The organism is Rikenella microfusus DSM 15922, assembly GCF_000427365.1.
In the GTDB taxonomy this organism is placed as follows: domain Bacteria; phylum Bacteroidota; class Bacteroidia; order Bacteroidales; family Rikenellaceae; genus Rikenella; species Rikenella microfusus.
Genome location: NZ_KE386488.1, coordinates 520250 through 531962 on the forward strand (window position 1 = coordinate 520250; position 11713 = coordinate 531962).

Annotated in this window: 10 protein-coding genes; 6 read left to right on the plus strand and 4 right to left on the minus strand. The window is 60.7% G+C overall.

The genetic code is table 11. The features are described 5' to 3' along the window. Positions 1–18: 18 nt before the first annotated feature. Complete coding sequence (gene dxr, locus RIKMI_RS0103230) at positions 19–1209, minus strand: 1-deoxy-D-xylulose-5-phosphate reductoisomerase (RefSeq protein WP_027290402.1); 1191 nt, start codon at positions 1207–1209, stop codon at positions 19–21. Positions 1210–1225: 16 nt separating this feature from the next. Further along, positions 1226–2074, minus strand: a complete 849-nt coding sequence (locus RIKMI_RS0103235; RefSeq protein ID WP_027290403.1) for a murein hydrolase activator EnvC family protein — start codon at positions 2072–2074, stop codon at positions 1226–1228. Positions 2075–2403: 329 nt separating this feature from the next. Here RIKMI_RS0103235 and RIKMI_RS0103240 point away from each other — a divergent pair, with 329 nt between their 5' ends. The 5 genes from RIKMI_RS0103240 (at position 2404) to RIKMI_RS0103260 (ending at position 8876) form a co-directional block, all read left to right on the plus strand. Further along, positions 2404–3210: a DUF4382 domain-containing protein gene (locus RIKMI_RS0103240; RefSeq protein WP_027290404.1), complete on the plus strand. Its 807-nt coding sequence runs from the start codon at positions 2404–2406 to the stop codon at positions 3208–3210. Positions 3211–3224: 14 nt separating this feature from the next. Further along, positions 3225–5603: a translocation and assembly module lipoprotein TamL gene (gene tamL / locus RIKMI_RS0103245; protein WP_051214307.1), complete on the plus strand. Its 2379-nt coding sequence runs from the start codon at positions 3225–3227 to the stop codon at positions 5601–5603. Positions 5604–6313: 710 nt separating this feature from the next. Beyond that, positions 6314–7642, plus strand: coding sequence for a gliding motility-associated protein GldE (gene gldE, locus RIKMI_RS12895; RefSeq protein ID WP_037291414.1), 1329 nt, complete (start codon positions 6314–6316; stop codon positions 7640–7642). Beyond that, a complete protein-coding gene (locus RIKMI_RS14245; protein ID WP_051214309.1) occupies positions 7620–8249 on the plus strand; it encodes a 4'-phosphopantetheinyl transferase family protein in 630 nt (209 codons plus the stop codon). The genes gldE and RIKMI_RS14245 overlap by 23 nt, the downstream gene beginning before the upstream one ends. A 39-nt stretch (positions 8250–8288) precedes the next feature. Beyond that, on the plus strand, positions 8289–8876 hold the full coding sequence (locus RIKMI_RS0103260) for a porin family protein (RefSeq protein ID WP_027290406.1): 588 nt from the start codon (positions 8289–8291) through the stop codon (positions 8874–8876). Between the two features lie 234 nt (positions 8877–9110). Here the strand turns inward: RIKMI_RS0103260 and RIKMI_RS0103270 are convergent, their stop codons facing one another. Next, positions 9111–9800, minus strand: coding sequence for a DUF421 domain-containing protein (locus RIKMI_RS0103270; protein ID WP_037291416.1), 690 nt, complete (start codon positions 9798–9800; stop codon positions 9111–9113). A 652-nt stretch (positions 9801–10452) separates the two neighbouring features. On the opposite strand from RIKMI_RS0103270, the gene RIKMI_RS0103275 reads away from it, so the two are divergent. Continuing rightward, positions 10453–10725 carry a hypothetical protein gene (locus RIKMI_RS0103275; protein WP_027290408.1) on the plus strand — a complete coding sequence of 91 codons (273 nt, stop codon included), beginning with the start codon at positions 10453–10455 and terminating at the stop codon, positions 10723–10725. On the opposite strand, the gene RIKMI_RS0103280 is transcribed toward RIKMI_RS0103275, so the two are convergent. Beyond that, on the minus strand, positions 10703–11569 hold the full coding sequence (locus tag RIKMI_RS0103280; RefSeq protein WP_037291420.1) for a WG repeat-containing protein: 867 nt from the start codon (positions 11567–11569) through the stop codon (positions 10703–10705). The genes RIKMI_RS0103275 and RIKMI_RS0103280 overlap by 23 nt on opposite strands. Positions 11570–11713 lie beyond the last annotated feature (144 nt).

Genomic DNA, 11713 nt, shown 5'->3' on the forward strand with positions numbered 1-11713 from the left:
AAAATGATATTAACCGTTTTAAAATGAAGCGCGGACCGCGCTGCGTGCCGCGTCCCGGGCGGCCGCGTCGAGCGCCGCGTATTCCTCCAGCGTCCGCGGCGAAGCCGGAGGCACAGACTCCAGCACCCGGCGGACGAGTTCGTAAATGTCCGTGAAACGGATACGCCCGTCCAGAAACTCGGCCACCGCGACCTCGTTGGCCGCATTCATCACGCAGCCTCCCCCTTTGCCGTAAGCGTCCCGAAGCACGTCGTAAGCCAGTCCCAGGCAGGGATATTTGGCGGCGTCCGGTTCGGCGAAAGTCAGCGCGCCGGCCGCGACCGGGTCGTAATCCGAACCGCCGCGTACCGGCAACCGGTACGGGAAGGTCAGGGCGTACTGGATCGGCAGCCGCATGTCCGGCATCCCCATCTGGGCCTTGAAAGCCCCGTCCGCGAACTCCACGAACGAGTGGACGATCGACTGCGGGTGCACCGCCACGCCGATCCGTTCGGCCGACAGGTCGAACAGCCACCGGGCCTCGATCGCCTCGAAACCTTTGTTCATCATCGTGGCGCAGTCCACCGTGATTTTCCGGCCCATGTCCCAGCACGGGTGTTTGAGGGCGTCGGCGGCGGTCATGCGGTCCAGTTCGGCCGCGGGCACGTCGCGGAAAGCGCCGCCCGAAGCGGTCAGTACCAACCGTTTCACCGACGAGGGCATCTCGCCGACCAGGCACTGGAAGATGGCCGAATGTTCCGAATCCACCGGAATGACCGGGGCGCGGCATCGTTTCGCTTCGGCCATGACCAGCTCGCCGGCCACGACCAGAGTCTCTTTGTTGGCCAGCGCGATCTTCTTGCCGGCCCGCACGGCGGCGAGCGTCGGGGCGAGGCCGGCGAAACCCACCATGGCCGATACGACCGTGTCCACCGAGGAGGAGACCACCGACATGGCGGCGGCATCCTCTCCGGTATATACTTTGATCGGCAGGTGGGCCAAAGCCTCCGAAAGCGGCCGGTAACCCGCCTGGTCGGCGATCACCACGCAATCGGGGACGAACTCTTCGGCCTGCCGCGCGAGCAGTTCCCAGTTCCGGCCCGCCGCCAGCATCTCGACTTCGAACAGGTCGGGCCAGGCCCTCGCCACGTCGAGCGTCTGGGTGCCGATCGAGCCGGTCGAACCCAAAATGGCAATCCGCTGCCGTTTATTTTCCGTTGTATCCGCCACTTCCGCCGTCCGTTTTTTAGAATACGATATAGTTTTCCGGATCCACCGCCGTACCGTTGTACCACAACTCGAACGTCAGATGCGGAATCTTATTGTCCGTCAGCGGCCCCGTTACGGCCACCGGTTCGCCGGCCCGGATATGTTCTCCGGTCGATTTCATGACTTTGGCCGCCTGTTTGTAAACCGAGACCATATTGCCGCCGTGCTGGATCACGACGATATTCCCCGTTTCGGGGTTCCACGTGTTCAGGATCACGGTGCCGTCCAGCACGGCCAGCACGCCCTGATTCGGCGCCGGAGCGATTTCGACGCCGTACAGCCCGTTCTGCGGCGAGAACGTCCGGGCGACGATCCCTTTGACGGGAGGAAGCATTTCGAACGTAGATTCGGAGCGCAGCCGGCCGGCGTTCCCGTCCTCCAGCCGGTAGGGGGAACCTTCGGCGGTCATCTGTTCCCGCAGCACGGAATCGAGTCCGATCCGCGGCGCGACGCCCCCTTTCACTCCCTGGCGGCGCAGGGTATCCCCTTCCGGGACGGGCACCTGTCCGTCCAGTATCTTCGCGAAATCGGCGTGGTACTCTTCCCATCGCCTCACTTCGGCCGAAAGCGAATCGAGTTTCATGATGCCGGCGATCAGCGCTTCGCGCGAGCGACTGCCGGGATAGCCGGGTATAAGGTCGAGAACGGGGGTATAGGCGACGGTCGTCAGAGAGGCGACGAACACGATGAGCAGCAGGGCCACCGCGGCCAGCACCATGTTGATCCGGCTGACGAACACGTGCCAGATCTCCTGCCCGGTACGCACGTTCCGCAGCGAGAGTTTGTTCCGCTCGCGGAGGTATCCGACGATCTCTTTGAGTTTCATGTATCTGTTTTAAGATGTACAAAGATAGTTTTTTCCGATAAATCCGCCCTTCCCGCGGCCGCTTATTTCACCGCCGGGTTGCGGACTTGCCGGTTATCCGTTCGGGAAACAGGCCTGAATACGGTGTGAGCGGGGAGACATAACAGGCCCGATTGTCCACGTGGGGGGCGCGTTTTCGACGCATCCTTCCGGTTGCCACCCATTATACAGCATACATCCTCGGGAATCCTCTCCGTAACGTCCGAGGATGCCCCGTCGTTCAGAAAGTCTCCGGGAAACAGTCCCGTACAGGAGCGTCCGAATCGGGAAAAGTGATAACTTTGCGGGATATGGCACGGAAGATTCTCAGGACATTGTATATATCGGCGGCGCTGGCATTCGGCGCATGCAGCGACGCGAACGACCGGAACCAGCTCGCCGTCTACCTCTGCGACAATCCCGCCGATTACGGCGGACTCAACTGTTATATCGCCGGCGTGGAAGTCCGTGCCGCTGACGGCGGCGCATGGACCCCGCTTCCCGTTTCCGAAGACTACGTCGCGCTGATGGAGCTGGTGAACGGCAAAATGCAGGAAGCCGGCCGAGCGACCCTGCCGCAAGGGACATCCTGCGACGCCGTCCGGATCGCCTTTTCGACCGAAAACGCTCATGTCGTCGTCGGCGGCGAGAGCGTTCCGCTGGCCGTCGACGCAGCCGACGCCACCGTTACCGTACCGTTCCCCCCCGTGACAATGGACGGCCCGAATACTCCGCTGCTGCTGGACATCGACATCGCGGCCTCGGTCGTCGAAGACGCCTCGGCCGAAAGCGGCTACCGTTTCCGCCCGCAAATCTCGTTCGTGAATACCGCCGAGTGCGGCGCCGTGCAGGGGGGCCTGCAAACCGGCAGCGCCGCCGTCTCCTCGCGGCTGTGGATCCGTTTCACGGACCGCGCTACCGGTGCGGTCAGCTCCACCTACTGTTCGCTCAGTCCCGCCGGAGCATTCTTCAAACGCCTGACGCCGGGGAACTACCTCCTCGAAGTGTTGCCCGCCTCCGATTCGGACATCGAACCCTATACGACCGAGATCGCCGTCGCCCGCCAACAGGTAACCGATCTGGGCAATATCGTCCTCGAATCCCATAACGTACTGTAACGGAACGGGAACCGATGCGGCGCAATTCCCTATACGGCTGGGTGCCGGCGGTCATCGCGGCCGTCGCGGGGCTGGCATCGTGCAACACGATGCGCTATGTGCCGCAGGACAAATACCTGCTGCGCCGCAACACGGTCGAGATCGACGGGCAGCACGACGCCTCGCGCCGCGGGCGGGTCGCGCCCAAAGACCTGATGCAATACGTCCAGCAGCGGCCCAACAACCGGTTGCTCGGCGTAGGCATCTATCTGGGGATGTACAACCTGACCGACACCGCCAAACACAGCGGCTGGCAACGTTTCTGGCGCGACAAGATGGGCGAGGCCCCCGTCATCTACGACCCGCAGCCGGCCGGGCAGTCGAAACAGATGATGCAGGTGTACCTCACCTCGCGCGGCTACCTCGACGCCACCGTGACCGACACCGTGGAGTACCATCCCCGCAAACGCAAGGCGACCGTGCGTTACATCGCCCGTACGGGCCGGCCTTTCACCGTTTCGGAAATACGCTACCGCATCGACGACAAGTTCCTGGAGCCGATTCTGCTCGAAGACACCGCCTCCAGCCTGCTCCGGCGGGGGATGGTCTACGACCGCGACGTATTCGACGCCGAACGGGAACGCATCAGCTCCCGCCTGCAGGACATGGGCTTTTGGGGGTTCAACAAAGGATACATCACCTACACGGTCGATACGGCGCACCTCGACCACGCCATGATCCTGACCATGCGCGTGAGACGGCGCGTAGCCTACGTGACGCCGGAGGGCGAACCGGTACTGGAAAACCATCCGGTGTACCGCCTCGGCCGGATCACGGTCAATACCGATTACGACCCGACGCTCTCGCCCGAAGAGCTGGAACGGCTCCCGTGGGATACCCTGCCGTACAACGGGATCGACCTCCTGTACCTCGACAAACTGCGGATCCGGGAGAATATCCTGGTCGGAGCGCTCCGCCTCTCGCCGAACGAACTGTACGACAAGAGCAGCGTGCAGCGCACCTACAATCGGATCCGCAACCTGCAATACAGCGCCAACATCCTGTTCGACGAACTGCCCTACGACACGCTGCGCCCGGTGGAAGTAACCCGGCCTTCGGCTGCCGGAGCGACGGTATCGACCCTCGAACGGAACCTTTCCTGCCTGATCCAGTGCACGCCGAACGTGCGCCAGAATTTCAACGTGGACGCCGAAATATCGACCACGGCCGACTATTATTCCATGGCTCTCACGCTCGGCTACCAGAACAAAAACCTGTTCCGCGGAGCCGAGAATTTCACGGTCAATTTCCGCGGGGCCTACGAGCTGATGAAAAACAAAGGGAACCGCAATTCCTACGAGTTCGGGGTGAGCGTGGGGCTGGACATCCCCCGTTTCCTGCTGCCCGTGCGGGCCGACAAGCTGGCGAAATTCCCGCAGCAGAAGACCAATATCTCCGTCTCGTACGACATCCAGCGGCGGCCGGACTACAACCGCACCATCGCGGGGGCCACGTTCGGTTATTCGTGGGCGCTGCGCAACGGGGCCAGGTTCCAGATCAACCCGGTGGACATCAATGTGGTGGACGTGCCGTGGATCGACCCGGATTTCAAGAACAGCATCGAAAACCCTTATCTGAAAAACAGTTACGAATCGCAACTGATCGCAGGTCTGTCGGCGGGATATTACCGCCAGACCAACCCGGCTCCGAAGGCCGATAACCTTTCGATCCGGCTGACGGGCGACCTGAACGGCAATCTGCTGCGGGCGCTGACGGCCTGGATGGGCAAACCGACGACGATCAATGCGGGAGCTTCCGACCAGGAGAGTTTTTACAAGATCTTCGGTATCCGCTACGCACAGTACGCCCGGCTGAGTTTCGACATCAGCCAGCGGACGAACCTCACGGCGACCACGCAGCTGGCCTGGAGGTTTTTCATCGGCGGCGGCGTAGCCTACGGCAACTCGAAGACGCTGCCTTTCGAGCGGCTCTATTTCGCGGGCGGCGCCAACAGTATGCGGGGCTGGCAGGTGCGCACGCTGGGGCCGGGACAGACGCCTTACCGGAAAGAGACTTACCCGAACCAATTGGGGGATTTCCGGTTGGAAGCCAACCTGGAATACCGTTTTACGGTGGTCGGCGACTTCGGGATGGCGGTCTTCCTCGATGCGGGAAACGTGTGGATGAATGCCAGGGGGGCGGCGGCCGACGCGCGGTTCAGGTTCGACAGTTTCTACAAACAGATCGCGCTGAACACCGGTCTCGGTTTCCGTTACGACCTCGGTTTCGTATTGCTCAGACTGGACTGGGGGCTGAAACTCCACAATCCGAACGTGCCGGCGGCCCAGCGGTGGAAAAGCGGCTTCAAGCTGAAAGAAACCGCGCTCCATTTCGCGATCGGACTCCCGTTCTGACGCCTCTCCCACCGGGAGCGTTGTCCGATGCCTTCCGGTATCATCATTCGTCCGCCGATTCCCTCGATTTGTGGCGAGGCGGGTCCTTGCGATCCGCCGTACAGTTCCCGATCAGGTAATTATACCCTTTTACTGTATCTGTTTCTTTCGGCCCGCGTTGTTCCTCCGAAACCGCAAAGCGGTTTGGCGCGAAAGCCGGCGATTCCTGCGAACCGCATCAATAAAAATCGTACAGTTATTTATCCGCGTAGCGGGCAGCCCGGAGCCACCCCCGGCGAACCGACGCAGTAGCCGAGAGCCATCGGGCTCGCACGAATGGCCGAGACACAAGGAAGGAAACGAGCGAAGCGAAGTTAACGGCTGCAACACTCGCGAAGCTCGGTCTTGTCCTCGCTGGCTCCGGGCTTTAACCTGCAAATTAAAAGTAGAGTTAAAATATAAGTTTCCGCGTCAGCGGGCGGGCCGGACGCCTCCCCACGGGAGGCCCGGTGCCGCTCGGCACTCGAGCCGGGCTGTAACTACCCGAGACCTCCGGGCGTCCGACCGTAGAAATAATCGTACGGTTATTTACCCAGAGCCACGGACTGCGGGGAACGGAGAAAACGGCCGACTCTCCGGCTTCGCGGGACAGGCTTCCGGCCGGAATATTCCGGAGGCAGCGCGCGCCGGCGATGTCCGGAACGACAAAAAACGCTATCTTTGCCCTACTTATGGACGATTATCTGCAAGGGGTCGAGTTCTTAGCCTTTACGCCCCATCTGATCTGGATGCTGCTGGTACTCGCGGCGCTGCTGATCGTATCGGCATTGGTGTCGGGTTCCGAAACGGCGTTTTTCTCGCTCTCGCCGGGCGAAACGCGCGACCTCGAAGAGTCGGACAGCGCAGCCTCCAAAGCCGCCGTGAAACTGCTGCACGACAAAGACCGGCTGCTTTCCACCATCCTGATTACGAACAACCTGGTCAATATCGGAGCCATCCTGATGGCCGACTCCGTCATCGACCGCATCGTCGTGTTCGGAGGAGCCTCCGCCTTGGAATTTATCGTCAAGGTCATCGTCGTGACCTTCATTCTGTTGCTGTTCGGCGAAATCATGCCCAAAATATTCGCCGCTTACAACACCCTCTCTTTCGCCCGTAAAATGGCCGTACCGTTGCTTTCGCTGCAACGGTTTTTCCGGCCGCTCTCGGCCCTCCTGCTCCGGGCCGGCGGAGCCGTTACCGGCGCATTGTCCCGCAGGCAGGCCAACCTGTCGATGAGCGAACTGACCGATGCCATCGAGATCGCCGAAGCTGATTCCGACGACGACAAGAAAATGCTGACCGGCATCGTGCGCTTCGTCCGCACCGAGGCCGACCAGATCATGAAGCCGCGTATCGACGTGGTGGCGCTGGAACAGGGCGCCTCGTTCGCCGAAGTCCGCGAAACGGTCGTCCGGAGCGGGTTTTCGCGTATCCCCGTCTATAACGAGGACCTCGACGACATCAAAGGCATCCTTTATGTCAAAGACCTGCTGCCTCACCTGAGCGAAGGGGACGATTTCCGGTGGCAGCAACTGCTGCGGCCGGCCTATTTCGTGCCGGAGCACAAGAAAATCAACGACCTGCTCGAAGATTTCCGCAAACGCAAGATACACATCGCCGTGGTGGTGGACGAATACGGCGGTACGCTGGGAATCGTCTCGCTGGAAGACATCCTGGAAGAGATCGTCGGGGAGATCGCTGACGAATCGGACATCGAGGCGGCGCCCTACGAGCGGATCGACGCCAACCACTATATTTTCGAAGGGCGCACTCATCTGGGCGATTTTCTGCGCGTGCTGGAGCTGCCCGACACGTTTCTGGATTCCGTGCGCGGAGATGCCGACACGCTGGCCGGGCTGATGCTCGAAATCCGCGGCGAATTTTTCCGCGAGGGAGAGAGCGTCGATTTCGACAACATCGAATTCAAAGCGGTACGGGTGGAAAACCGGCGGATCACCCGGGTCGAGGTTACCCTGCATACCGGCGACACTTCCGATGGAGACGGCAGCGACGATTAGGCTCTGCGCGGGAGGCGGAACCGTCTTCCTGCTGCCTCTGACGGAGATTCCGGAAACGGAACTGCTCGCCCGCGCCGCGCTCGCGCCGGACGAGGCGGAACGTTATGCCGGTTTCCCCTCCGCCGCGCGGCAGCGCCGGAAAGAGTGGCTCGCCGCGCGGGTGCTGGCCCGCGAAGAGCTGGGCGGGCGGATCGGTTACGAACCATCCGGAAGGCCGGTACTGCGGGAGTCTCCCGGAACGTACATCTCCATATCCCATACAGCCGGCTGGGCTGCGTTGATGGTCTCCCGCGAAGGGCGGTGCGGGGTGGACATCGAACCGGCCGACAGGCGGGCGGAACGGGCGGTACGACGTGTCGCCGTACCTGAAGAAATCGCCCTCGCCTGCGGCCTGTTCCCCGAAAATCCGGAGTTAGCGGTCTGGTGCGCCAAAGAGGCGGCCTACAAAGCCCTCGGCCGTACCGGAATCGATTTTCGGGAAGAGATACGCATCGACCGCATTGCGGCACAGACTTTGCAACTCACCGTAAAAGTGGACCGGATGTCGCTTGAATTGTTCTTTTGGGAGAATTTAATCGGCATGTGCGGTTCTTTTAAAGAAAAATAGTAACTTAGCATCAAGAACTAACCTTTAAAATTTACGGTTATGAAAAAGATCGTTTTATCTATGTTGGCCGCGTGCGCGGCCCTCGTGGCCGGAACCTCCGCCGCTTCGGCCCAGGGTTTCAGCTGGGGTCCGAAAGTCGGGCTGAACGTATCCAGCATGAGCCATACCGACATGAACGCCAAGGTCGGCTTTACGGCCGGCGTGTTCGGCGAATTGCGGACCAACGACTGGTTCGCCGTATCGGCCGAATTGCTCTATTCCCGCCAGGGGGTGACCAATAAATACACGGACGAGGGGATCAAGGTCAAAGACCGCCTCAAGAGCCATTACCTGAACGTACCGGTGCTGGCCAATTTCTACGTGACGGAAAATCTGGCCCTGAAGACCGGCGTACAGGCAGGGTTCTGCCTCGGTGCGCGGGCGATCGAGAAGGTCGACGGCAACAAATCCAAAGCGGGAGCCGGCGATATCTTCCATACGGCGGACATCTCGATTCCGGTAGGTATTTCCTATGATCTCGGCCCGATCGTGCTGGATGCGCGGTACAACTTCGGCGTCAGCCACGCCCTGAAAGCCGGCGATTCGCGCAACAACGTCTTCCAACTGACGGCAGGCCTCCGTTTCTAAGGATTTCAGATTCCTGACCGAAAGGCGGACAAAAAAGGCTCCCGGTATGAAACCGGGAGCCTTTTCCGTATTGTCGGACAGGTGCGGCGGAGGGATATCCGGCAACCGAAAACGTCCGGTGCCGCCCGGCAGCTGTCTGCCGCGGGATGCTCCGCGAACGATATGGCCGGAGAATCCGGTACGAATCTGACAAAGCGGCCGGTAAAGGCGTCGATATCCGAGACAGGCAGCCGCCTATGCCGAGATATCGTCCCTGACGCTGTCCGAAGTCATGGCGACATTGCCGTTCTGTATCTTGCCGTCTTTCGACACGATATAGAAACCTTTGGCCGGAGTCCATTCCACGCAATACAAGTTGCCGATCTCCCTGAAGCCGAGCCGGTCGAGCCGTTCCGTCAGCCACTTTTCGTCGTGTCCGGCGTTGTTGAGCGAACTTGGGAGTATCGAACCGTTATTGACCAGCAGATAGGATTCGGCAGTCTCGCCTTTGGTCGATACGGTCACCTCCCCGTTCGTTTCGAACCGCACGTCGTCCACGTCGAACATCGAGAAGATGCCTTTGGAGCGCAACAGGGTGCGCAGTTGTTCCATTTCGAGCAGGTTGCGCCTGAATACCTTGAGATTGAGCGCCCCGTTGCGGACGATATAAACCGAGTCGCCCTTGATGAGTCGTCTGAGAAATCTGGAACGCATGCTGTAACGGATCAGCAGGTTGAAAAGCGTCCATAGGGCCAGAGCGTAAACGAGGTGCCAGGCGTCCATGTCGGGATTGTAAATGACGCCGCCGACGAGGGCGCCGATCACGAAAGCGCTGACGGTATCCAGCGGAGTGATCTGGGCCATCTGGGCTTTGCCCGAAACGCGGAGGAAAAAGAGCACGCCGAGCATGCCGATAATCAGTTTGAGGGCTATGTCTCCGTACATGATAACGATAAATGTTGGTTTGCAGGTATTTCCTCCTGCATCCGGCGTGCCAAACCGGTCCCGAGTCCTGAACGGACACGGGAATACCGGTTACTTTCGGATGTCTGATTATAGACTTTGGCATGCCGAACCTATTCGGCGGTAATTTTGCTCAATCGATCCAACGACACCGCCTGAACCGGGTATGGCAAACCCGGAGAGTCTGGCGCGAGCCGAACAAATAGATACTGCGTAACATAGCATATGATTGCCCCAAAAGACAGAAGTACCCCTATCGGCCTTGCTTTATATGGTTCCCGGCCTTTGCAATCTCGGCACGCGTCCCCCTGTCCGCGGCCGGACGAACCATCCGGAAAACCGAAACCCATTTAATGGGGATACTTGCGAAAATAAACTACCAGAGGCAAACCTGATTTTTAGTCCTACCTTTACGCCGGGAACAGGACATCCGGGACTCCGGAGTGCCGTCATGCCCCGAAAGGGACTGCGGCAGAGCGAACAATAAATCCAACAGTCCGCTGCGCGGCATCCCGCCGCGTAGCTATCGGCAAACCGATATCCGGTCGGGTTCCGATTCCGCGGCCGGATATACAGAGAGACTGTCCGAACAGGCGTCTCCACCGCCCCGGGAGGCCGCAACAACGCCACCGGCGTGCTGAACGACGTCGGCAACGAAGGGTCTTCGTGGAGCGCCACGGCCGTCGATTACAGGGGCCGCAGGCTGATCTTCAATGCGGGGCTGCTCGAGCCGGAGCGCCTCAGCTACCGCTCCGGCGGCTATCAGGTGCGGTGCCTCCAAGCGTTTATCGCCCGGATACCCGTTCCCTTTTTATTCGCGGAAACCGGTTGCGACCTCGCCCGGAACCGGTCGATCCTGCCCCGCGGCAACCGGTTTCGGACTATCAGAAAAGACGGATGGTCGTGAAAACGGCGTTTCCGGGAAGCAGCACCTCGGCCGTACCGTCCGCCGACACCGGCCGGGCGTCCGCATAGGCCAATCCTTCGCCGACCGGCTCGCCCCGTTCGTCCACATACCCGAAACGCCCGCCGCGGCAAACCAGCGCGAATCCGAAATCGAACTCCCCGATCCAATCGTACTCCAACGGCACGACCACTCGCCCTGTCCGGTCCAGACAGCCGTGCCGACCGTCCCGATCCGCATAGGCGTAACGCGAACCGTCCCACGAGAGGTCATCGTATTCCGGCGGAATCACCGTGCGTCCCTCCCGGTCGATCAGTCCCATCAGCAACCCCTCGCCGCCGTCGGACGCAAACACCGCCACTACCGCACGGCCTTCGCTGAAATCGCCGGCCCACGCATATTGCGGCCCGATCGCGATCCGCCCCTGCCCGTCCGCATAACCGAAACGGCCGTTCCGTACGATCACCCGCAACCCTTCGCACAATTCGCCGTCTCCGGCTTCCGGAATCTCCGGCAAGATGTCCGCCGCCTCCGATTCGGACACGGGCCGTAACGCGACAGGATAATAACGCCCTCCGCCGTCGGAGGCGAACACATACAGTTCGTCCGGTACCAGACGTCCGTAACGTTCGCCGGCCCCGGACGCCGCAGCCGACGTGAAACAGGTCAGTTCGTGAGGCTCGCCTTCCAGCGCGATCCGGAATGTCACCCGTCCCGTTCCGCACGTATAAAGCGGGGCGCCCTCCGCATCCGAAATCGCGCGCACGCCGCGCAAAGTAGCGAAACGCCCTTCGGGATTGGCGACCGCCTCCGCGTAATCGCATACGGCGGGAAATATTTTCGGCATCTGTCTTACCATTTTACGTGGACAAAGAAATAACGGTTGTAAAAACCGGTTCCGGTTCGACGCTTCGGCGGGCGTGGCGATGCGAATCCGGACAAAAGGCCCGGAGAGTCCAACGCGGGCCGAGCATATAAAGGTAATTATTTA

Coding starts and splice junctions, on each gene's coding strand:
- RIKMI_RS0103235 (WP_027290403.1), bottom strand. CDS start 2,074: ATGAAACTCAAAGAGATCGTCGGATACCTCCGCGAGCGGAACAAACTC.
- RIKMI_RS0103240 (WP_027290404.1), top strand. CDS start 2,404: ATGGCACGGAAGATTCTCAGGACATTGTATATATCGGCGGCGCTGGCA.
- tamL (WP_051214307.1), top strand. CDS start 3,225: ATGCGGCGCAATTCCCTATACGGCTGGGTGCCGGCGGTCATCGCGGCC.
- gldE (WP_037291414.1), top strand. CDS start 6,314: ATGGACGATTATCTGCAAGGGGTCGAGTTCTTAGCCTTTACGCCCCAT.
- RIKMI_RS14245 (WP_051214309.1), top strand. CDS start 7,620: ATGGAGACGGCAGCGACGATTAGGCTCTGCGCGGGAGGCGGAACCGTC.
- RIKMI_RS0103260 (WP_027290406.1), top strand. CDS start 8,289: ATGAAAAAGATCGTTTTATCTATGTTGGCCGCGTGCGCGGCCCTCGTG.
- RIKMI_RS0103270 (WP_037291416.1), bottom strand. CDS start 9,800: ATGTACGGAGACATAGCCCTCAAACTGATTATCGGCATGCTCGGCGTG.
- RIKMI_RS0103280 (WP_037291420.1), bottom strand. CDS start 11,569: ATGCCGAAAATATTTCCCGCCGTATGCGATTACGCGGAGGCGGTCGCC.